The organism is Micromonospora sp. NPDC048986 (assembly GCF_040649335.1).
Lineage (GTDB): Bacteria > Actinomycetota > Actinomycetes > Mycobacteriales > Micromonosporaceae > Micromonospora > Micromonospora alfalfae.
On sequence record NZ_JBEZFJ010000008.1, the window covers coordinates 187,838 to 209,507 of the forward strand.

The window sequence follows — 21,670 nt, forward strand, 5'->3', positions numbered from 1 at the left end:
GGTGGGACGACGCCGCCGGTCAGGCGCGGTGCGCGCCAGTCCCGACCGCGTTCGGGTCGCCCAGCACCGTGTCCAGCCGCCCGTCGCGGTCACTGTCCACGTAGGTGATGTCCGGGATCCCGTCACCGTCCACGTCGATCTGGACGACGTCGGCGACGCCGTCACCGTCGAGGTCGGTGACCACCTCCACCGAGCCGTCCAGGTGACGGGTCACGATCGACTGTGCGCCACTGGCGCGCGGCGGCGGGCCGGGCGCCGGCACCGGCGTCGGGGCGGGCGCCGGCGCCGGTGTCGGTCGAGGACCGGGAGTGGGCGACGGGTGGCTCGCAAACCCGCCGGCCGGCGGCGCGCTGGCCTGCTCGACCTCGGTGCCGGTGGGGTCCAGCTCCTCCTCGGAGGGGAAGACGTCACCTCGTGCGGCCGGATCGCGGTAGCTGCTCATGGGCGTAGGGTTCCCCGACGACGACGAGAACAACCGTGCCCGATCGACCGGTGTCCTGGGTGCCCGGTCTGGCGGAAGATGTCGGGACCGACGCCACGGTCATGAAACGGGGGTCCGAGCGTGGAACTGCGCCGGAATCGGGGGGCCCGTGTGCTCGCCCTGGTGTGCGTACTCGGTGGAGTGCTGCTGTTGGTCTATCCCAGCGATGGCGCCCTGCTACGGACGATCATCGCGGTGGGGGCGATCGGGCTCGGCGCGGTGGCGCTGGTCAGCGCGATGCGGCCGTTCCGATTCGGGATCCACGCGGACGGGCTCACCATCCGGCGGCCCGGCCTGCGCCGGGACGTCCGGTGGGCGGAGGTCGACGCGCTGGTCCTCGACGAGCCGCCCCGGCGCGACGGTCATCCGGAGCCGCCGCGGCTGCTGTTGGTGCCGGTGCCGGGTGTGACGGTTGAGCCGCTCACCGCCCGCCATCCGCTCGACGGCCGGGCGGCGGTCGAGTTGCTCGCCCTCGACCAGGTCCGTGAGCAGCCCGAGCAGGTGTCCGCCGCGCTCACCCGATATGCCGGCGACCGTTTCGTCGACCTGCTCGCGCTGCGGCGCGCCGCCTTCGAGGCCCCGGAGCTCCCGGTCGGCCTGCGTGGCTACCAGATGGACCGGGTCGACCGGTTGATCCGACGCGGCCAGGACGCGCTGATGACCGGGGACGCGTCAGCCCGGCAGGCGGCCCGGGGAGAGATCGAACGCGCCACCACTGCCGGTCTGCCGATCGCCCAACGTGGTTACAGCACATTCCAGACGGATACCGTTCTGGACGCCCTCGTCACCGCGTTGGCCGACCAGCAGAGCACCGATCGGGAGACCGCCACATGACCGCGCAGGGATCGCACGCCGCGCCGACCACCGAGGTTCCGCGCCGCAACTGGGCCGGCAACGTGCGGTACGCCGCGAAGGCGTTCCACCGCCCCAGCTCCGTCGACGAACTGCGGCGGCTGGTGGCCGGCAGCAGCCGGATCCGGGCGGTGGGCAGCGGGCACTCCTTCAACCGTCTCGGCGACACCGACGGTGACCTGGTCAGCCTCGCCGGGTTGCCCCCGGTCGTCGAGGTGGACCACGAGCGGGGGCAGGTCACAGTGAGCGGCGCGCTGCGCTACGGCGACGTCGCCCGACAACTGCACACCCAGGGGTACGCGGTGGCGAACCTCGCCTCACTGCCGCACATCTCGGTGGCCGGCGCGGTGGCCACCGCCACCCACGGCTCCGGCCAGACCCACGGCAACCTGGCCAGCGCGGTCGCCGGCCTGGAGCTGGTCACCGCCGACGGCGATCTGCTCCGGGTCGACCGCGACACCGACACGTTCGCCGGCATGGTGGTCGGGCTCGGCGCGCTCGGCCTGGTCACCCGGGTCACGCTGGACGTCGTGCCGACCTTCGCGCTGCGCCAGTACGTACACCTCGACCTGGACCGGACGGCGTTGGACGAGGCGCTCGGCTCGGCGTACAGCGTGAGTGTCTTCACCGACTTCCGTGAGCCCCGGCTGCGCGAGGTGTGGCGCAAGCAGTTGGCCGACCAGCCGCCACCCCCGGCGGACTGGCTGGGCACCACAGCCGCCGACCAGCCCCGGCACCCGGTGCTCGGGATGCCGGCGGAGAACTGCACCCCGCAGCTCGGTGAGCCGGGCCCGTGGCACGAGCGGCTGCCGCACTTCAAGCTCGGCTTCACCCCGAGCAGCGGCGACGAACTGCAGTCCGAGTACCACGTCGCGCGGACGGCGGCGGCCGACGCGCTCGCCGCGCTGGACGACGTGGCGGACCTGATCGCCCCGGTGCTGCTGGTGTCCGAGCTGCGCACGGTGGCGGCCGACGAGCTGTGGCTCAGCCCGAACTACCGGCGGGACAGCTTCGTGCTGCACTTCACCTGGGTCGACGACACAGCGGCGGTGCTGCCAGTGGTGGCCGCCGTGGAGGAGCGGCTGGCGCCCTTCGCGCCCCGCCCGCACTGGGGCAAGGTCTTCGTCACCGACCCAGCCGACCTGTCCGCCCGCTACCCGCGCTACGCCGACTTCGCCGCCCTCCTAACCAACCTGGACCCAAAGGCCAAGTTCCACACCAACGCCCTGAACCGCCACTTCCCCCGCTAACCGAGCCCCCGTCCCGCCCCCGCCCCCGCCCCCCGCCTCTCCTGCGTTGATCATGAAGTTGTTGCCACCCGGCGCGGCGTGTCGGGGCAATAACTTCATGATCAACGGGGGGTCAGCGGGAGGGGCGCAGGGGGTCAGCGGGAGGGGGTGGGGGTGCGGAGGGTGCTGCGTTGGACGGCTCGGCTGATGTCGCTCGGGGAGACTATGCCGGTCAGGTGGCCGTCGTCGGTCACCACCAGGGCTCGGCCGTCGGCGCACTCCGTCAAGCGGGGAAGCAGATCGTTGAGCTGTTCGCCGGGCTGGGCCAGCACCAGTTCGTCGGCTCGACAGGCCACCTCGGCCAGCGTGGTCGACGCCCGCCGCTCCGGCGGCACGCCCCGCACCCGGTCGACGGTGACCAGGCCGGTCGGCCGGCCGTCCTCGGTCAGCGGCAGCGCCGAATGCCGGTACGCGAACAGGTAGTGGTCGACGAAGTCCGCGACAGTCATCTGCGCCGAGGCGGTCTGCGGCTGCGGGGTCATCACATCGCCCACCCGGATCCCGCGCAGCGCGGTGCCGGTGCGGGCCTGCCGCTCCTCCATCCCGGCCGCCCCGATCAGGAACCAGCCGATCAGCGCCAACCAGAGCCCACCGAAACCGACACCGGACAGGAACTGCCACAACCCCAGGCCGATCAGCAGCACACCCAGCACCCAGCCGGCCCGGGCGGCGACCACTGACGCTCGGGTCCGGTCACCGGTGGCCTTCCAGACCGCGGCGCGCAGCAACCGGCCACCGTCCAGGGGCGCTGCCGGCAGCACGTTGAAGACGGCCAGCAGCACGTTGATCCCGGCCAGCCAGGCCACCGCACCGAACAGCAGCCCGCCCTGCCCGGCCAGCGCGAGCAGCGCCGCGATGGCACCGAAGAACGCCCCGATCAGCAGGCTGACCAGCGGGCCGACGCCCGCGATCCGCAACTCCGCGCCCGGGTCACGCGGCTCGCCCCGCAACTCGGCCACGCCGCCGAACAGCCACAGCGTGATGCCGTCGACAGTCAGCCCGTTGCGCTTGGCCACCACCGCGTGCGACACCTCGTGCGCGAGCAGGCCGACGAAGAACACCACCGCCGCGACCAACCCAGCGATCAGGTACGCCACCGGCGAGCGGTCCGGGTACGAACGGGGGAACTGGTTAGCGGCCAACCCCCACGCGATCAGCGCGAAGATGACCAGCACGCTCCAGTTGACGCCGACCGGCACTCCCGCGACCCGGCCAAGCCGGAAACTGGCCCTCATCCCAGCGAGATACCCCGCCTGGCCGTGGGCATGCTCGGGGACTCCGCCTGATCGGTCGGCGGTGCCCGCGGGACGCCCCAGGCGTTGGGCGGCAAGGTCGTCGCGCCCGCCGAATGGCCGGGCCGAGGTCAGCGGCGGGGGGTTTCGCTGGCGATGGTCATCTCCCGGGGCAGGGCCGCCGCGCGCAGCGCCCAGTCCAGCGCGTAGTCGGCGACCTTCTCCCAGCCGTCCTGCCCGACGGTGAAGTGCGAGCGGCCGGGAAACTCCTCGTACGCGGTGAGGGCCCGGGACTTCTGGTAGAGCCCGGCGTTGGTGCGGACCACCGACGCCGGCACCACGTGGTCGGACCCGCCGGCCATCAGCAGCAGCGGCGCCCGGTCAATACGACCGACGTCGACCCGGGCCGGCGAGCGCGGGTCGAGGTTGGCGAACGCGCCCTCGAAGAAGACCCGCCCGGCACCGGGGACGGCGTAGCGCCGCCAGGCCCGGTCGGAGTCCTCGCGGCTCATCGTGTTGCCGAAGGTGTAGGCGAAGTCGTCCGGGGTGAACGTGACTGCCTTGCCGCGGTTGGCGGGGCTGCGCAGGATGGGGAAGCCCGAGCGCAGCTGACTCAGCGGCACCTTCAGCACTCCCTTGATCGCTGCGGGGTGCACTCCCACCACCGCCGCGCCGAGTCCCCGGTCGGCGAGGACCTGGGCGAACAGGCCGCCGAACGAGTGCCCCATGATGATCGGCGGTCGGGGTAGTGCCCGGATGATCCGGTCGTAGTGCGCCACGATGGTGGCCATGCTCTGCTCCGCGATCGGGCCGGGGTCGTCGCGCAACTCCTTCACGGACCGGTCCATGCCGGGCCAGGCGGGGGCGATGACGTGCATGCCGCGCTCGGTGTACCGCTGGGCCCACCCCTCCCAGCTGCGCGGCGTCATCCAGAGCCCGTGGATCAGCACAATGGTGTCGACCTGACCCTGCGGCGTGGCACCCATCGCGTCCTCCCGGTATCGCGGCTCGGCCCGGCGGTTACCCGCTGTGTCCGTCCGGAATCCGGCTGCCCTGACAAATGTCACGGTCGGAGCGTGACTGCCGCTCCGGGCATCGGGGTACGCGCCGCCGGAGCATCAGTGGCATGACCAGTACGCATCCGGCCGTCGAGTTGGACGGCCTCACCAAGCGCTTCGGCGCGGTCACCGCTGTCGACGGGTTGAGCCTACGGGTGCAGCCCGGCGAGGTGGTGGCCTTCCTCGGCCCGAACGGCGCGGGCAAGACCACCACCATCGACATGCTGCTCGGGCTGTCCCGCCCGGACACGGGCACCGTCCGCGTCCTCGGTGGCACCCCGGACGAGGCGGTGGCCCGAGGCCGGGTCGCCGCCGTGCTCCAGACCGGCGGGCTGCTCAAGGACCTCACAGTGGGCGAGACCGTACGCATGACCGCCCACTTCTACCGGCACACCCGCCCGGCGGCGGAGGTGTTGGAGCGGGCCGGCATCACCGACATCGCCGACCGGGTGGTCGGGCGCTGCTCGGGCGGTCAGCAGCAACGACTGCGCTTCGCGCTGGCCCTGCTGCCCGACCCGGACCTGATGGTGCTTGACGAGCCGACCACCGGCATGGACGTCGAGGGTCGGCGGGACTTCTGGCAGGCCCTGCGCCGCGATGCCCGGCGTGGACGGACGGTCATCTTCGCCACCCACTACCTCGACGAGGCGGACGCGTACGCCGACCGGATCGTGCTGGTCCGGCAGGGGCGCATCGTCGCCGACGGCACCACCGCGGAGATCAAGAACCTGGCCGCCGGCCGTACCGTGCGGGCCACCCTGCCCGGGGCCGACCAGGCCGCGCTCGCCGCGCTGCCCGGGGTGGACGCCGTGGAGGTGCGCGGCGACAGCGTGCTGGTGCGGACCGGCGACTCGGACGCCGTCGCCCGGCACCTGCTGACCCGGACCGCCGCCCGGGACGTCGAGATCACCTCCCGCAACCTCGAGGACGCCTTCCTCGCCCTGACCACAGCGCAGACCGGAGCCTGAGATGACCACCTCCACCCCCACCCGCTCCGCTGTCACCGAGCCGGACCGTCGGCTGCCCGCGCTGGGCGGGTTCGCCCCCGGCGCCCTGCTCATCGAGCTGCGCCGGGTGCTGCGAAACCGCCGCACCCTCGCCTTCACGCTGATCATGCCGGGCGTCTTCTTCCTCATCTTCGGCCTGCCGCAGGGCGGGCAGTCACTGGACAACGGTCGACCGGTGACGGCGTACGTCATGATCAGCCTGGCCGTCTACGCGGCAATGGTTGCCACCACCAGCGTCGGTGGCGCGGTGGCCACCGAACGGGCGCTGGGCTGGAGCCGACAACTGCGACTCACCCCGCTCCGCCCGGCGGCGTACGTGGCGACCAAGCTGATCACCGCGATGAGCCTCGGTCTGCTCGCGGTGGTCATCGAGTTCCTGGTGGGTGCCGTGGCCGGCGTCCGCGTCCCGGCGTACGTCTGGCTGCTGTCCGGGCTCGCCGCCTGGGTCGGTTCGCTGGTCTTCGCCGCGTTCGGTCTCTTCATCGGATACCTGGCGCCGGCCGAGAACGTCATGCAGATCATCGGCCCCGTGCTGGCGGTGCTGGCCATGTTCGGCGGGCTGTTCGTCCCGGTCGAGGTCCTGCCGGACGTGCTCCAGCAGGTCGCGAAGTTCACCCCGGTGTACGGCATGGGTGTGCTGGCCCGCGCCCCACTGACCGGCGACGGGGTGAGCCTGGCGGCGGTAGCGAACCTCGTCGTCTGGGCGCTGCTCTTCGGCGTCGGCGCGGCCCGGCTGTTCCGCCGGGACACCGCGCGGGTCTGACCGGCCGCGACCGCTAGCGTGAACCCGATGGACCTCTCGACCGGGCAGCCCTGGCCGGTGAGCCGCCACTGGCGGGTCACCGGCTGGCTGCTGGCCGCCGTCTGGCTGTTCTTCCTCAACGTGCCGCTCGCCACCGCGCTGCACCAGCCGGAGCCGTGGCGGCGGGTCCTCGGCGTGGTGGCCCTTGTCGTCTTCGGCATCGGTTACGTGCTGCTGTTCCAGTGGGCCCGCAAGCTGCGCCAGTCCCTGCTGCCGATCCCGGTGGGCCGGGCGCGGGCCGGGCTGGCGCTGCTGCTCGCGGTGGGCCTGGCCAGCCTCCCGGGCACCGAGGGGGACTGGCTGGCCACCCTGGTCTACGTGGCCGCGGCGGCGGTGTTCCTGCTGCCGTTGTGGGAGGCGTTGGCCGCCGTGGTGCTCTGCGCGGTGACCCCCGTGCTGGCCTCCTGGCTAGTGCCGGGGTGGGAGGCGGAGAACGGCATCGTCTTCGCGGTGCTGCTCGCCTCGTTCGCCATGTTCGGGGTGTCCCAGTTGGCCCAGCGCAACAGCGAACTCCGTGCGGCCCAACAGGAGATCGGTCGGCTCGCGGTCGCCGAGGAACGTTCCCGTGCCGCCCGGGACCTGCACGACATCCTCGGGCACTCGCTGACCGTGGTGGCGATCAAGGCCGAACTGGCCGGGCGTCTGATCACTGTCGACAGGGAGCGGGCCGCCGCCGAGATCGCCGAGGTGGAGGCGCTGGCCCGGGCCGCGCTGGCCGACGTACGACAGACGGTCGGGGCGTACCGCGAGGTCAGCCTGGCCACCGAGCTGGCCGGCGCCCGCTCCGCGCTGGCCGCGGCGGGCATCGCCGCGGACGTGTCGGCCGAGGTGCCGGAGCTGCCGGAGGAGTGGGACCGACTGTTCGGCTGGGCGGTACGGGAAGGAGTGACAAACGTGGTCCGGCACAGCGGGGCGCGGTGCTGCGCCATTCGGGTGCACCCGGATCGGGTCGAGATCAGCGACGACGGTCGTGGCCCGTCCACACCCGACCCGAGCGGGCACGGGCTGGTGGGCCTGCGGGAGCGGGCGCGGCGGCTGGACGCCGTGGTGACCGTCGGCCGGCGGCCGGCGGGTGACGGTTTCCTGTTGCGGGTGCACGCGCCGGGGGAGGCCCGATGAGCGGCGGCTCCACGCCGATCCGGCTGTTGCTCGCCGACGACCAGGCGCTGGTCCGGGGTGCACTGGCCGCACTGCTGTCGCTGGAGGAGGACCTGACGGTGGTCGCCGAGGTCGGCCGGGGCGACGAGGTGGTGCCCGAGGCCCGACGCAGCGCTCCCGACGTCGCCCTGCTGGACGTGGAGATGCCCGGCCTGGACGGGATCGCCGCCACAGCGGCGTTGCGGGCCGCGCTGCCCAGCTGCCGGGTGCTGGTGGTGACCACCTTCGGCCGACCCGGCTACCTGCGCCGGGCCATGGAGGCCGGCGCGAGCGGTTTCGTCGTCAAGGACACCCCGGCCCGGCAGCTCGCCGACGCGGTCCGCCGGGTGCACGCCGGGCTGCGGGTGGTCGACCCGACGCTGGCCGCGGAGACCCTGGCCGCCGGGGTCAGCCCGCTGACCGAGCGGGAGACCGAGGTGCTGCGGACCGCCCGGGGCGGTGGCAGCGTCGCCGACCTGGCCAGGGCGTTGCACCTCTCCGAGGGCACGGTACGCAACCACCTGTCCGCGGCGATCGGCAAGACCGGTGCCCGTAACCGGGCCGACGCGATCCGGGTCGCCGAGCAGAACGGCTGGCTGCTCGGCGAGTGACGGTGTGTGCCGGTGTTCAGGCGGTCGGCGGTGGGGTGGCCAGTTTGTCGACAACGACGACGCTGCTGCCGGGACGGACCTCGGCGAGCAGTTCCCGCTGACCGCTGCGGGTCAGCCGGATGCAGCCGTTAGTGGTGTTCTCGCCCAGCTCGTCGTCGTGCTGCCAGGTGTGCACCCCGATGTGCGCGCCGCGCAGCCCGGACGGCACCGACTCCGGGTCGTCGGGCACCGAACCGAGGGCGTAGATGTCCACCCCGCCGTAGACCTCCTCGGGCGGTGGGGTGCGACCCAGGATGAAGGTCCGCCCCAGTGGAGTCTCCTGCCCCGACTGGCCGAGGCTGACCTCCCAGGAGCGCACCGCCTTGCCGGCCCGGTACCAGGTGAGCCGGTGGACAGCGCGTTCCACAACGATCTGGTCGCGCAGCGGCACCGTCTCGAAACCGCCCGGCGGCAGCCAGGCGAGCCGGCGGTTTGCCGACGGCAGCAGAACGGCCGTCCAGCCGGCGCGTCGCTGGGCGATCGGCATGGTCAGTTCGACACCGCGGATGGTCGGTTCGAGGAAGGCGCGCGGCCGACCGCCGGGAGCGTCGTACGCGGCGATCCGGCTGGTCGGGTGCAGGCCGTCGGTCAGCGGTGTGACGTCCATGGTAAACGGATCGGCCGGGAATCCTCCGGGCGCGGGGTCGTAGTCGACCACCGGCAGCCCGTCCGGGGCGGGTGCGGCCGGGGGGATCGGCTCCTCCGGGCTCTGCTCCACACTGCTCGGAGTGGGGTCGGCTACCACCACGTTGCGGTCGTCGGGGGCCGTCGAGCTGGGGGTGAGGGCCTGGCCGACCAGCAGCGCGGTCACCAGCAGCGCGGGTACGCCGATCGCGGCGGCCACCCAGACGCCTCGGCGACGGTACGGATTCTTTCGGTCAAACGGCACGAAACCACTCTATGGTGGCGATTGCTCCGGGGCCCCCGGTTCGGCGAGACCCGCCGTCCGGAGGCCCCGACCGAATCAGATTCGTGCGCCGATGTGGATGGCCACGGCGTCGTGCGCCGGCACGTTCGCCGCGAACCAGCCGCTACCGTCCACGGTGATCACCGGTCCGCTGCACGTGCCGTTCGCGTAGGTGCCATGGATGACGTCGCAGTATCGACCGGCGGGCAGCCCCGTGTTGTAGGAGCGGCCGTTCACCGCGGCGTCCTCGTCGTTGACGGTGAGGAAGCCCTTGCCGCTGCGGCTGAACGCGATGTGGTTGTTGCCGTTGTCGTACCAGTTGGCCACACCGGCACCCTCGGTGGCGTTGCGGAAGCCGACCATGTTGGCGATCACCGGCCAACGGTGTTCGCACTCCCAGCCGGAGTAGCAGGTGGTGTTGAGCGTCTTGTTGGCGCCGTCCGACGGAGGGCCGGCGTCCCGGTTGCTGAAGGTGTAGCTGGACATGACGGTCGGGGAGCCGTACGGCCAGGCCAGCATGAAGGCGTTCGCCAGCGCGTAGCTGCCCCGGTCGCGGTAGGTCAGCACCCCAGCGGAGTCGCGTTGGGTGTCGTGGTTGTCCACGAACACCGAAGCCGGGCCGGTGGGCAGGTGTCCCCAGCCCTCGCCGAAGTTGCGCAGGTACGCCAGCCGCTCGGAGCGGAACACCCGGGCCAGGTCCTTGCCGTAGCGGAACTCGTGCACGTCACCGTTGCCGGTGTACTCGGTCGGCTGCACCGGCTCGCCGGCACCGTAGATGACCTCCTGCACGACGTACGCCGAGCGGGAGAGCTTGCCCCTGATGGCGGCGATGTCGGCGGCCGGCATGTGCTTGCTGGCGTCCATCCGGAAGCCGTCGACGCCGAGCGAGAGCAGGTCGTTGAGGTACGAGGCGAGCTTCGTGCGGACGTGGTCCGACTCGGTCCTCAGGTCCGAGAGGTTGACCAGCTCGCAGTTCTGCACCTCGTACCTGTCGTTGTAGTTGGCGATGTCGTCGCCGCCGTTGCGCCCGCAGTGGTGGAAGTCCTGGGTCTGGTAGACGCCCGGGTAGTCGTAGTGCGAGTAGGACGAGCCGGCCCAGCCGGTGCCGCCGATGTCCTGACCGGACATGTGGTTGATCACCGCGTCGACGATCACCTTGACGCCGGCCGCGTGGCAGGTGTTCACCATCGACTGGAACTGGGCGCGGGTGCCCTTGCGGGACTCGATCCGATAGCTGACCGGCTGGTACGCCAGCCACCACTGGTTGCCCCGCACGTGCTCCTGCGGGGGCGAGACCTGCACGTAGCCGTAACCCTTCGGGCCGAGGGTGCTCTGGCACTCACTGGCCACCGAGGGCCAGTTCCACTCGAAGAGCTGGACGATGACCTTCTTGCCGCCGGGCGGGGCGGCGACGGCCGGGGGTGTTGTCACGGTGATGGGGACGAGCAGGTTGGCGATCAGGCCGAGGGCGAGGAGCGCCGAGCCGCGTCGACGTCGGTGCATGGGGACTCCTGACGGGAGCGGGGGGTGGTGGTGCGGTGGGGGAGTGCCGGCTTGCCGGAATCTTGCAAGCCTGACTGAAATTTGCTGAAAGGTTACAAGCGTGTTGCAGCGACTGTCAATGCATGGACACTCATCACTGTCCACGTCGGTGGGTGAGGGGCGTACAACGCACAGCCCCGCCCCTCGGTTCGATTTCCGCCCAGAAATTTCCGTCAGCGGGTGATCCGCGCGCCCCGCCGGTCCGTACTGGATGGGGGAGCAGGGGTCGGCCGGTGGTACGCCGCCGCGAGACGATCGAGGAGCAGATGGCCCGGGCACAGCAGGACAAGAAGGCGGCGACCGTCCGGACCAGCGAGAGCAGTCGGGGGGTGCGGACCCCGTCGCGGCCGGCGAGCGCCCTGCTGATCGCGTCGGTGCTCGCCGCGCTCTGGGCGGCGGTCATGCTGACCGGTACCGGCCAGAAGGCGTACGCGTACGGCTTCTTCTTCACCGAGTTCTTCGCCGGGGTGGTCTCCCTGGTGGCGTTGAGCCTCACCGTGATGCTCGGCCTGCTCGCCACCGACCGGCTGGTGCTGCGCATCCCGCACCGGGTGCTGATGCAGTCGGCGCACCGGGCCACCGGCGTGCTGGGCGTTGCCGGGCTCGGCTTCCACGTCCTCACCAAGATCGCCACCGGGCGGGCCGCGGCGACCGACGCGCTGGTGCCGTTCGTCGGCGGCCGGGGGCTCTACGTCGGGCTCGGCACTGTGGCCGCGCTGCTGATGGTCAGCGTGATCTGGACCGGCATCATCCGGGCCCGCTTCGCCGGCGTCGGTCCGAAGTGGCTGTGGCGCACGCTGCACTCCACCGCGTACCTGGCCTGGCCGTTCGCTGTCTTTCACGGCCTCAACGCCGGTCGGGCCGCCGCGCCCTGGGTGATGTTCAGCTACCTCGGCTGCATCCTGCTGGTGGTGCTGGCCCTGCTGGTCCGGTTCTCGGTCACCATCGGGCGGCGCAGCCGCGAGCAGCACCAGGCATCGGTGCGCAACGCGGTGATGGCCGGCCGGGCCGAGGAGGCGAAGACCGCTCGATCGCTGCTGGCCGGGTTGGGTCGGCGCAGCAAGGCCGCCGACAAGCGTCCCGCCTGGGCGGAAACCACCACCGCCACCTGGGCCGCGCCTGCCGCGCGACGGGACCCCGAACGGTTCACCGTCCCGGTGGTGCCCGAGCCCGGTTCGCTCGTCGAGCCGACCCGGCCCAGCCGGCGTCGGCGCGAGGAGGAGCCGGCGGCCCGCCGCGACACCGAACGGTCCTCACGCGGCCGGCGGGCCGAGGAGACCACTAACAGCCGATCCGCCCGCCGCAGCGTGGAGGACACCGGCACGTTCCGACGCGACGAGGAGGAGCTGGAGCCGGTGACCCGGCGGCGCGGCTCCCGCACCCGCGACGAGGCCGTGCCGACCGGCCGACGACGCGCCGATGAGCCGGCCGCCGAGCGTCGCCGATCCCGCAGCGAGGACGACGGCAGCCGTTACTCGGCGCCGCCGCAGCCGACCCTCGACGAGGCCGAGGAGCCGTGGGACAGCCCACGCCGGTGGCAGGCCGACGAGCCCATCTCCGCCGGCCCGATCTCCAGCAGCCCGATCTCGTCGGCGCCGCGCAGCGGCAGCGGCCGGCACAGCGCCGAGGACGACCTGCCCGAGGAGCCGGACTACTGGCGTCCGCCGGCCCGGTACGTGCCGGACGAGGTCGCGCCGCCCGTCGACGACACCCCGACCCTCGTCGACCTGGCGTCCCGTCGTGCCCGACGGGCAGCCGGCGAGGGCAAGTCCAAGCGCCGCAAGGCCAGCGCCGACGCTGTGGACGGGGCGTACTGGGCCGGGCTGCGGGGTGAGGCGAAGTGATGCGGACCGTCGTGCCACCGGTCGCCTGCGTGGGCGAGCCCCGGCTCACCGCCGGCTTCGCCGAGTACGGCCGACTCGACCTGCTCGCGCACGAGGACGTGCACGGACCGATCGGCCCGATGGAGCCGGCGCAGCTGCTCCAGCTCGCCGAGGGCATGCAGCTCAAGGGCAAGGGTGGCGCGGGCTTCCCGTTCGCCCGCAAGATGCGCGCGGTGCTGGAGTCCTGCGAGCGGCAGGACCTCGCCGCCGTGGTGGTGGTCAACGCCACCGAGGGGGAGCCGGCCAGCTGGAAGGACAAGGTGCTGCTGACCCGCGCCCCGCACCTGATCCTGGACGGGGCGGCGCTGGCCGCGTACGCGCTGGACGCCGACGAGATCGTGATCGGCGTGGCGGACGACGGGGTCGGCCGGGACTCGCTGATGGAGGCCCTCGACGAGCGCCGAATGCCGGTGCAGACGACGATCGTCACGGTGCCGCACCGGTTCATCTCCGGTGAGGGCGGCGCACTTGTCAACGGGATCAACGGTCTGCCGCACATCCCGCCGGGCACCAAGAAACGCTCCAGCGACTCGGGGGTCAGCGGCCTGCCCACCCTGCTGTCCAACGCCGAGACGTTCGCGCAGCTCGCCATCGGTGCCCGACTGGGCCCGTACGAGTACGCGGCGCTCGGCACCGACGACGAGCCGGGGACCGTGCTGCTCACGGTGACCGGCGCGGCGGGCCGACCGGCGGTGGTCGAGTGCACAGCCGGTATGCCGCTGCGCGACGTCCTCGATCTCTGCGAGGTGCCGGACGTCCAGGGCATCCTGATGGGCGGCTACCACGGCAAGTGGATCACCCCGGAGGCGGCGGAGAAGGCCGAGGTCTCCCGCAAGGGGCTGGCCGCCGTCGGCGGCACCCTCGGCGCGGGCATCATCGTCCCGCTCGGTGTCGACACCTGCCCGCTCGGCGAGGCCGCCCAGGTGGTGCGCTACCTGGCCGGCGAGTCCGCCGGTCAGTGCGGGCCGTGCAAGATGGGCCTGCCGGACCTGGCCCGCGCGGTGGACCTGGCCGTCGCCGGCAGCCAACCGGCGGACGTGGTGCGCGCCGCCGCCGGTGAGGTGCGGGGCCGGGGCGCGTGCAGCCACCCCGACGGCACCGCCCGGTTCGCGCTCTCCGCGATCGAGGTCTTCGCCGAGGACCTGCGGCTGCACAGCACCGGCGACGGCTGTGGCCGACGGGTCAAGGGCGTGATGGGGCTGCCGGGAGCACCCGACGCGAACCCGCAGAAGCTCACCCTGGACTGGTCCCGTTGCGACGGGCACGGTCTCTGCGCGCACGTCGTACCGGACTTCATCCGGCTCGACGCGAACGGATACCCCGCCTTCCCGGCCACCCCGGTGCCGACCTGGCTGCGCGAGGGCGCGCTGAAGGCGGTCAAGGTCTGCCCGGAGCTGGCTCTCCGACTCGCCAAGGCCGAATAGCGAAGCGTCAGGCCCAGCAGGGGTCCCTTCCGGACCGGAACGGAGAAGCGGATGCGGATCAGCAGGGCGTGGGCAGGGGTCGGGCGGCTTCGCGGTGCCGCCACCGCCGGGGCGCTCGTGGTGGCCCTGTTCGGTGGTGCCGCCTGTACCGGGACCGCGCCGGGTGGGCCCGCCGCCGCCGGATCGGCCCCGACCTCGACCAGCGCCGGGCCCACGCCGACCGACGGGCCGACCGACGGAACACCTGCCGCCCCGGCGCAGGTCCCGGACGTACTGCGCTTCACCGGGACCACACTCGGTGGGGCCGTGTTCGACGCGGCACAGCTCGCCGGCAAACCGGTGGTGCTGTGGTTCTGGGCGCCGTGGTGCGCCACCTGCGCCAGCCAGGCCTGGACGGTGGCCGAGATCGAACCCCGGTACCGGGACACCGTGCCGATCATCGGCGTCGCCGGGCTGGGCGAGCGGAAGGCCATGAAGGAGTTCGTCACCGAGTTCGACCTCGGCGCAGCGCCGCAGATCGCGGACACCACTGGCGCGCTCTGGAAGCGGTTCAAGGTGACCGAGCAGAGCATCTTCGTGATCATCGACCGGAACGGCACCGTCGTCCACCACGGCTTCCTCGACGGTGAGGCGCTCACCGCCAAGGTCGCCGCACTGGCCGGGGCGTGACCGCCGCACTGCTGCTCGCGCTGACCGCCGGCATGCTCGGCGCTGTCAACCCGTGCGGCTTCGCGTTGCTGCCCGCGTACCTCTCGCTGTTGGTCGCCGGGAAGTCGGACACCCGCGGCGCGGTCGGCCGCGCGCTCACCGCGGCGGCCGGGCTGACGGTGGGGTACGTGCTGGTGTTCGGCGCGTTCGGCCTGGCGCTCGCGCCGCTGGCCGGCTGGTTGCGGCCCCGGCTGCCGTGGCTGACAGTGGCGCTCGGCGTGCTGCTGGTGGTGGCCGGCTGCTGGTTGCTCGCCGGTCGGCGGCTGCCCGCCCCCGGCTGGTCCGCCCGGGCGCCCCGGCTGACCCGGTCCTGGCCGTCGATGGCAATCTTCGGCGCGGTGTACGCGCTGGCGTCGCTCGGCTGCGCCATCGCGCCGTTCCTGGCCATCGTGGTGACCAGCCTCCAGGCCGGCTCGACCGGCAGGGGGTTGGCGCTGTTCGGCGCGTACGCCCTCGGGATGGGTTTGGTGGTAGCTGTCGCCGCGCTCGGGGTGGCGCTGCTGCGCGACGGCCTGGTGGCCCGGCTGCGCGTCGTCGGCGCGCTGGTGCCCCGCCTCAGTGGCCTGGTGCTGCTGGTCGCCGGCGGTTACGTCGCCTGGTACGGCTGGTACGAGCTACGCCTGGCCGCCGGCCGCCGCGATGCCCTCCAGGACCCGGTCATCCGAGCAGCGTCCCAGCTACAACACACACTGGCCACCGCCCTAGACACCATCGGCCCAGCCCTGCTCGTAGCCGCCCTGGCAGCCCTGCTGCTAACAGCAACCCTGACCCGCCCCCGCCGCCCCCACCCCCGCCCTGTTGATCATGAAGTTATTGCCACGACACGCGGAGGTGACGGGCAATAACTTCATGATCGACGGCCCGGAAGGGCGGGGTGTCTTGCGGTACCGGAACCCCCGCCGGCCGAAGCCGTGAGGCAACGACGTGGCCTTGACATCCGGAAACGATCGTCAGAGTCTGTCTGACAACGTTGTCACACCGAAGGACCACCATGCGTATATCCGAATTCGAGTTGAGCAGGCGGCGGCTCCTCATCCTTGGCAGCGCCATCGGCGCTGGACTCGCCATCGCCCGACCCAGCGCCACCGCCCAAGCCGCGCCAGCCGCCACCACGTCGTACGCCGCGGCCACCGGCCCGGTTGCCAACACCTACCACGCGCTGCTGCTCGCCCACACCCGATGGGCCGAGGAGCAATGGGATCCGGCGATCAACGCATACCGCCTCGCGGACTTCAGGTTCGCGGTCGTCCTCGGTAACGCGGTCCTGCTCACCTCGCCCGGGTACGACCCGGCGGCCGCAGGCGTCGACCGGGACACGCTGCACGCCCGTACCGTCGCCACCATCCGCCGATTCGCGGCCACCAACCGGCTCGCCGGCGGCACCGAATGGGGCCGACAGCTCTTCTGGGACAGCACCTTCGAGCTGTACTTTGTCCTGGCCGCCCGACTGCTGTGGTCCGAACTGGACGAGGTGACCCGCACCAACGTTGACCGCATCGCCCGCGGGCAGGCCGCGTACGCCCTTTCCCTCGGCACCGGTAACGACCCGCTGAGTGGTAGTTGGACGCCGAACGGCCTCACCGGTGGCTGGATCGGTGACACCAAGCTCGAGGAGATGGGGGTCTACGCCCAGGCGATCGCGCCCGGCCTGGCCTGGGCGCCGGACGACCCCGCAGCCGCGGCGTGGCGTGAGCGGTTCTCGATGTGGACGCTGAACGCGAGTGGACTACCGGCCGCCGACCGCGCCAACCCCACCGTCGTCGACGGGCGGGCGGTCGCGGACTGGAACACCGCCCACAACATCCACGACACGTTCCTGGTCGAGAACCACGGCTCCTTCGGCCCGCACTACCAGGAAGAGCTGTGGCGCACCGCGGGTCGTACCGCGGCGCACTTCCTGGCCGCCGGCCAACCGCTCCCCGAGGCACTTTCCCGGCAGCCCAGCGGCGACCAGCTGTGGCGGACCATGCGGCTGCTGGCCAGCGATGCCGGCGAACCCTTCATGCCGATGGTGGCGGACCGCTACCACCTGTACGGCCGTGACGTCCTGCCGCTCGCCTTCCTCGCGCAGGTCCAGGGCGACCGGCACGCCGCCCGCGCCGAGGCGGACCTCGCCGACCGGCTCATGCCCTACCTGAACTACCCGCCCGAGAATCGGCTCACCAAGTTCAGCGGCGAGCCGAAGTACGAGCCCGAGGCCCGGGCCGAAGTCGCCATCAGTTACCTCTTCCACTCCTGGCGGGCGGCCAACGGCAGCGTGGTCGAGCCGGTCGCCAGCACCGCGTTCTTCACGGCGGCGGCGGGCACCAGGGACTTCGGGGAGCAGGCCGGGCTGACCGCCCACCAGAGCGCGACCGCCTTCGCCGCGGCGGTCAGCAAGACCGGATTCGTCTCGTTCCAGTGGGCGCCCGCCCACGACAACTGGTTGTTCGACACCCGGGCCGCCTCGCTGCTGCCGAGGCAGTCCGCGCCGGTCCTCGGTCGCACCTCCGCCGCGTACACAGTGGCCCGGGACGGTGTCGACGCCACGGCGACCGTGCTCCGCGTCGCCGGCGGCACCGCCGGATACGTCACGCTGCCCACCGGCACGGTCGTGTACGCCACCACCGGCACCGGTGCCGACGAGGGCACGCTCACCCTGTTCAATCTGGACATGCCCGGCGTACCCGGGCTCACCGGCACCCGTACCTTCACCGGCGAACAGGGGTCCGTCACCCTGGCCGGGCAATCGGGCGTCGGCGACGGCGGAATCGACCAGATCAGCTTCGCGCCTCGTCCGGCCCGGTACGTGCGGATGCTCGGCCGGACCCCCGCCACCCAGTACGGCTACTCGCTGTTCGCCTTCGCCGTGCTCGACGCCGGTGGGGTCGACCGCGCCACCGGCCGGCCCACCACGGCCTCGTCCGCCGACCCCGCCTACCCGGCGGCGCGTGCGACCGACGGCAACCCCGGCACCCGCTGGGCGGTCGCCCGGGAGGAACGCGCACGCGCGGACAGTTGGCTCGCCGTCGACCTCGGCGAGCCGATCGACATCAGCGGCGTACGCCTGGACTGGGAGGCCGCGTACGGCACCCGCTACGTCATCCAGACCTCTCTGGACGGCACCGACTGGAGCGACGCGGCGGTGGTGCCGGACAGCCCGACCATCGCCGGCTCCTGGCTGGACGTCGACGGACGAGCAGGGCTGGTGGTCCACAACGCCCAGAATCCGATCACCGTGACCGCCACCACGGTCACCCTGTCCAGCGGACCGGCCACCGGCAGCACCCGGCTGCTCATCGAGGGGTACGCGGGCGCGAGCAGGTCGGCCCTGGCCGCCGCGGCGTCTCGAACCCTGCCCAGCGGTGGTTCGGAGGCGTTGCGGGTGAGTGACGCGGACGGATATCTCAGCCTGTTCAACCTGTCCGGCGACGACATCACGGGGGCGGCCGTCACCCTGTCGCAGCACGCCACGCTGCGGCTGTACCACGGAAGCCAGGTCACCGGATCGGGGACCAGCACCTACCAGGTCGACCTTGCCGCCGCGAGCGCACGCGTCGAGCCGCCCCGGTTCACCGTGACCGCGGCACAGCCGGAGAAGGCGATCCCCGCCGGTACCCGCTTCGACGTCACCGACTCGCACCACCTGCGAGTCACCGCGCCCGCCGGGCACATCGTGAAGGTGCAGGTGGAATCTGCGGCCGGCGGCGCCCGACAGCGGGTGACGGTCCCCGCCGGACACCGCAAGGACGTCACGTTCGCGGGTGCGACGGTGACGCCGACCAACGACCTGGCCCGGTCCCGGACGATCTACCCGACGTCACCACTCCCGGCCGGCATGACCGACCCATCGGCCGCCGTCGACGGCGACCCGGGGACCGCCTGGCAACCCGGCCCGAACGGCCGAATGGTGATCGACCTCGGATCGCTGCGGGATCTGGCCTCGGTCCGACTGACCTGGACTCCCGGTCGGCGACGGCCGGTCACCGTAGCCACCTCGGCCGACGGGCTCGGCTACGTGACGGTCGCCTCGGTTGCGAAGCCGAAACCCGAGACCACGGTCACGACCACGTCCTCCGGGCGGTACGTGGCGATCACGGTCGCTGACTGGCGGCCCGGTGACGCCCGGCTGACCCACGCGGAGGTGTTCGGTGCCTGAACCGTCGGGATCGACCACGGTCTGACACCCGTGGCCCGAAACGACGACGGCGGGGCTGGTGCGGATCGCACCAGCCCCGCCGCCGACTGATTCAGCGCAGGGGGGTCAGACGGTCGGTGCCTAGGCGGTCCTGGAGGACCTTGGGGATCAGGACACTGCCGTCGGCCTGCTGGTACTGCTCCAGGATGGCCGGGAAGAGCCGGCTGGTGGCAAGCGCCGAGCCGTTGAGGGTGTGCACGAAGCGGGTCTGCTTGCCGCCCGGCTCGCGGTAACGGATGGCCGCCCGACGAGCCTGGTAGTCGCCGGCCCAGGAGACCGACGACACCTCCTTGTACTTGCCGGTGCTCGGCATCCACACCTCGATGTCGAGGGTCTTCTTCATCGAGGCGCTGGCGTCACCGGCCGAGAGCAGCGTGCGCTGGTAGTGCAGACCCAGCCCCTCGACCAGGCTCTCGGCGTGGGCGAGCATCTCCTCCAGCGCCGCGTCGGCCTGCTCCGGCAGGGTGAATTGGAAGATCTCCACCTTGTTGAACTGGTGCCCCCGCACCGTGCCGCGCTCGTCCGAGTGCGAGCCGGCCGACTCCCGCCGGTAGCACGGGGTGTACGCGAACGCCTTCAGCGGCAGCTTCGGGGTCTCCAGGATCTCGTCCTGGTACGCGCCGAGGATCGCCGTCTCCGACGTGGGCAGCAGGAACTGGCCACGCGGGGCGGACGCCGAGTCCAGGTGGTAGACGTCGTCGTAGAACTTGGGGAACTGCCCGGCGGCGAAGCCGGCCGAGTCCAGCAGCAGGTGCGGCGGGAGCAGGAACTCGTAACCAGCCCTGATGTGCTGGTCGACGAAGTAGTTGAGCAGCGCCCACTCCAGCCGGGCACCGACCCCGGTGTAGATCCAGAAACCGGACCCGCCGAGCTTGACCCCCCGCTCGTAGTCGACCAGGCCCAACGCGCGGCTCAGCTCCACGTGGTCGCGGACCTTCTCGATCACCGGAGGCTCGCCGAAGGTCTTCACCACCCGGTTGGCTTCCTTGCCGCCGGCCACGACGTCGTCGCTGGGCAGGTTGGGCAGCTCACTCATCGCGTCGCGCAGCCGGGCCTGCACCTCGTCCAGCTGGGACTCCAGCTCGGCGAGCTGCTTACGCTCCGCCTCCGGCGCGACGGCCTGTGGCTCCTCGCCGGCCCGCTTCGCCTGCGCGTACGCCCGGGCCTCGGCCTTGCGGCGCTGCCGCTCGGCGTCGATCTCCGTGATCAGGGCGCGGCGTTCCTGGTCGAGCCGCTGGATCTCGTCCAGGGCACGGGTGACCTCGGCGGGATCCAGACGCTTCGCCAGCGCGGTCGCCACCGCCTCGCGATCCTTCCGGATCAACTCCATGTCGAGCATGCTGCTCCGTACGCCTCCGTCCGGGGTCACAGGTGAACCACCAGATGCTACCGTCGCGGGCTTTTCCTCCCCGGACGGGGAGTGCTGGCCGCCGGCTCAGAGCCGGATCGGCATGAGCACCGAGTAGGTGTCCGCGTCGTCCGGTCGGCGTACGGCCAGCGGTGCGATCGGCCCATCCAGCTCCAGCACCAGTTGTGGTGCGCCGGCCGCGTTCAGCGCGTCCAGCAGGTAACGACCGTCAACCCCGACCCGCAGCGCGTCGGTGCCCAGGTCACCGGCGGGAAGCAGCCGCACCCCACCCTGGTCGTCGACGCCGAGCACTGTGACCTCCCGGGTCGTGCCGTCGTGGTCGAGGGCGACTGTGGGGGCCGCCGGGTCGGCCAGCGCGGCGCGCAGCGCGGCAACGTCCACCGGGATCCGCCGCGCTGTCGGCCGCTCACCGACGGACTTGCGGAGCAGCCGGCGGTAGTCCGGGAAGTCGTACGGCAGCGCGGCGCCGGTCACAGTGCGGTCGGCCACCCGCACCCGCAGGTCCGCGCCCGCCACCGTCAGCCGTACCGGCCAGCTGTCGGCGGTGTCGAGCAGTGGCCGGAGCTGGTCGGCGAGGGCCACCGGCACGAACACCCGCACCGGCGGCCCGTCGACGTCGGCCCCGGCCCGAGCCAGCGCGAGCCGGTACCGGTCGGTGGCGACGAGCCGGACGCCGTCGGCCTCCACGTCGAACAGCACGCCGGCGAGCATCGGCAACTCCCTGTCGACGCCGACGGCGAAGCGCACCGCGTCGAGCGCGGCGGCCAGGGCGGCGGGGGCGACCAGGAGTGTGGTGGCGGTCGGCGGGGCCGGGTCGACAAGGGCGCGGAGCCGGTCGACCTCGCGGCGGGCGTCGCTGAGCCCGTCGGCCAGCCGGCGCAGGTGCGCGTCGAGCAGTTTGTGCACCACTGCCGGCTCGGCGCGTACCGCGGCGGCGATCTCCGGCACCGGCATGCCGATCCGACGCAGCCCGGCCACCAGCCGGGCCGGGGCGATCTGCCCCTCGGTGTACCAGCGGTAGCCGGTCACCGGGTCGACAAGGGTCGGCTCCAGCACCCCCGCCGAGTCGTAGAAGCGCAGTGCGCTGACGGTCAGGCCGCTGGCCCGGGCCAGCTCGCCGATGCTGTGCAGGTCGCTCACGCTGGGCATCCT

General features: G+C 72.3%; 18 protein-coding genes. 11 read left to right on the top strand and 7 right to left on the bottom strand.

The annotated features are described in order from the left end of the window. Positions 1-19 precede the first annotated feature (19 nt). Positions 20-442 (bottom strand): hypothetical protein, encoded by a 423-nt coding sequence (locus AB0B94_RS18335; RefSeq protein ID WP_357280860.1) that lies wholly within the window; start codon positions 440-442, stop codon positions 20-22. A gap of 150 nt (positions 443-592) precedes the next feature. Between AB0B94_RS18335 and AB0B94_RS18340 the strand changes: the two genes are divergently transcribed. Both AB0B94_RS18340 and AB0B94_RS18345 read left to right on the top strand, forming a co-directional pair. Beyond that, complete coding sequence (locus AB0B94_RS18340; protein ID WP_357280863.1) at positions 593-1,315, top strand: hypothetical protein; 723 nt, start codon at positions 593-595, stop codon at positions 1,313-1,315. Continuing rightward, positions 1,312-2,583 carry an FAD-binding protein gene (locus AB0B94_RS18345; protein ID WP_357280866.1) on the top strand — a complete coding sequence of 424 codons (1,272 nt, stop codon included), beginning with the start codon at positions 1,312-1,314 and terminating at the stop codon, positions 2,581-2,583. Before AB0B94_RS18340 ends, AB0B94_RS18345 begins: the two co-directional genes overlap by 4 nt. 134 nt (positions 2,584-2,717) lie before the next feature. Here the strand turns inward: AB0B94_RS18345 and AB0B94_RS18350 are convergent, their stop codons facing one another. Beyond that, positions 2,718-3,857 (bottom strand): site-2 protease family protein, encoded by a 1,140-nt coding sequence (locus AB0B94_RS18350; protein ID WP_357280869.1) that lies wholly within the window; start codon positions 3,855-3,857, stop codon positions 2,718-2,720. A 128-nt stretch (positions 3,858-3,985) separates the two neighbouring features. Continuing rightward, positions 3,986-4,840 carry an alpha/beta fold hydrolase gene (locus tag AB0B94_RS18355; protein WP_357280872.1) on the bottom strand — a complete coding sequence of 285 codons (855 nt, stop codon included), beginning with the start codon at positions 4,838-4,840 and terminating at the stop codon, positions 3,986-3,988. A gap of 140 nt (positions 4,841-4,980) precedes the next feature. On the opposite strand from AB0B94_RS18355, the gene AB0B94_RS18360 reads away from it, so the two are divergent. The 4 genes from AB0B94_RS18360 to AB0B94_RS18375 are packed head-to-tail and all read left to right on the top strand — an operon-like array spanning position 4,981 to position 8,469. Continuing rightward, positions 4,981-5,880: an ABC transporter ATP-binding protein gene (locus AB0B94_RS18360; protein WP_357280879.1), complete on the top strand. Its 900-nt coding sequence runs from the start codon at positions 4,981-4,983 to the stop codon at positions 5,878-5,880. A 1-nt stretch (position 5,881) separates the two neighbouring features. Further along, a complete protein-coding gene (locus AB0B94_RS18365) occupies positions 5,882-6,682 on the top strand; it encodes an ABC transporter permease (protein ID WP_357280883.1) in 801 nt (266 codons plus the stop codon). Positions 6,683-6,709: 27 nt separating this feature from the next. Further along, positions 6,710-7,840 carry a histidine kinase gene (locus AB0B94_RS18370; protein ID WP_357280888.1) on the top strand — a complete coding sequence of 377 codons (1,131 nt, stop codon included), beginning with the start codon at positions 6,710-6,712 and terminating at the stop codon, positions 7,838-7,840. After that, the gene (locus AB0B94_RS18375; protein WP_357280892.1) at positions 7,837-8,469 is read left to right on the top strand and encodes a response regulator transcription factor; all 633 of its coding nucleotides are present in this window, start codon (positions 7,837-7,839) and stop codon (positions 8,467-8,469) included. Before AB0B94_RS18370 ends, AB0B94_RS18375 begins: the two co-directional genes overlap by 4 nt. A 16-nt stretch (positions 8,470-8,485) precedes the next feature. Here AB0B94_RS18375 and AB0B94_RS18380 read toward each other — a convergent pair whose 3' ends face one another. Then, positions 8,486-9,397 carry a L,D-transpeptidase gene (locus AB0B94_RS18380; RefSeq protein WP_357280899.1) on the bottom strand — a complete coding sequence of 304 codons (912 nt, stop codon included), beginning with the start codon at positions 9,395-9,397 and terminating at the stop codon, positions 8,486-8,488. Positions 9,398-9,472: 75 nt separating this feature from the next. Beyond that, complete coding sequence (locus AB0B94_RS18385) at positions 9,473-10,918, bottom strand: alpha-amylase family glycosyl hydrolase (protein WP_357280903.1); 1,446 nt, start codon at positions 10,916-10,918, stop codon at positions 9,473-9,475. A gap of 272 nt (positions 10,919-11,190) precedes the next feature. On the opposite strand from AB0B94_RS18385, the gene AB0B94_RS18390 reads away from it, so the two are divergent. The 5 genes from AB0B94_RS18390 (at position 11,191) to AB0B94_RS18410 (ending at position 19,110) form a co-directional block, all read left to right on the top strand. Then, positions 11,191-12,801 (top strand): ferric reductase-like transmembrane domain-containing protein, encoded by a 1,611-nt coding sequence (locus tag AB0B94_RS18390; RefSeq protein ID WP_357280907.1) that lies wholly within the window; start codon positions 11,191-11,193, stop codon positions 12,799-12,801. Next, the gene (locus AB0B94_RS18395; RefSeq protein WP_357280910.1) at positions 12,801-14,264 is read left to right on the top strand and encodes an NADH-ubiquinone oxidoreductase-F iron-sulfur binding region domain-containing protein; all 1,464 of its coding nucleotides are present in this window, start codon (positions 12,801-12,803) and stop codon (positions 14,262-14,264) included. The genes AB0B94_RS18390 and AB0B94_RS18395 overlap by 1 nt, the downstream gene beginning before the upstream one ends. A gap of 51 nt (positions 14,265-14,315) precedes the next feature. Next, complete coding sequence (locus AB0B94_RS18400; protein WP_357280913.1) at positions 14,316-14,933, top strand: redoxin family protein; 618 nt, start codon at positions 14,316-14,318, stop codon at positions 14,931-14,933. Further along, the gene (locus tag AB0B94_RS18405; protein ID WP_357280918.1) at positions 14,930-15,817 is read left to right on the top strand and encodes a cytochrome c biogenesis protein CcdA; all 888 of its coding nucleotides are present in this window, start codon (positions 14,930-14,932) and stop codon (positions 15,815-15,817) included. The genes AB0B94_RS18400 and AB0B94_RS18405 overlap by 4 nt, the downstream gene beginning before the upstream one ends. 146 nt (positions 15,818-15,963) lie before the next feature. Continuing rightward, positions 15,964-19,110: a discoidin domain-containing protein gene (locus AB0B94_RS18410; RefSeq protein ID WP_357280921.1), complete on the top strand. Its 3,147-nt coding sequence runs from the start codon at positions 15,964-15,966 to the stop codon at positions 19,108-19,110. A gap of 91 nt (positions 19,111-19,201) precedes the next feature. Here the strand turns inward: AB0B94_RS18410 and serS are convergent, their stop codons facing one another. Both serS and AB0B94_RS18420 read right to left on the bottom strand, forming a co-directional pair. After that, a complete protein-coding gene (gene serS / locus AB0B94_RS18415) occupies positions 19,202-20,488 on the bottom strand; it encodes a serine--tRNA ligase (RefSeq protein WP_357281416.1) in 1,287 nt (428 codons plus the stop codon). A 96-nt stretch (positions 20,489-20,584) separates the two neighbouring features. Continuing rightward, positions 20,585-21,667: a MerR family transcriptional regulator gene (locus AB0B94_RS18420; protein WP_357280925.1), complete on the bottom strand. Its 1,083-nt coding sequence runs from the start codon at positions 21,665-21,667 to the stop codon at positions 20,585-20,587. Positions 21,668-21,670: the final 3 nt, after the last annotated feature.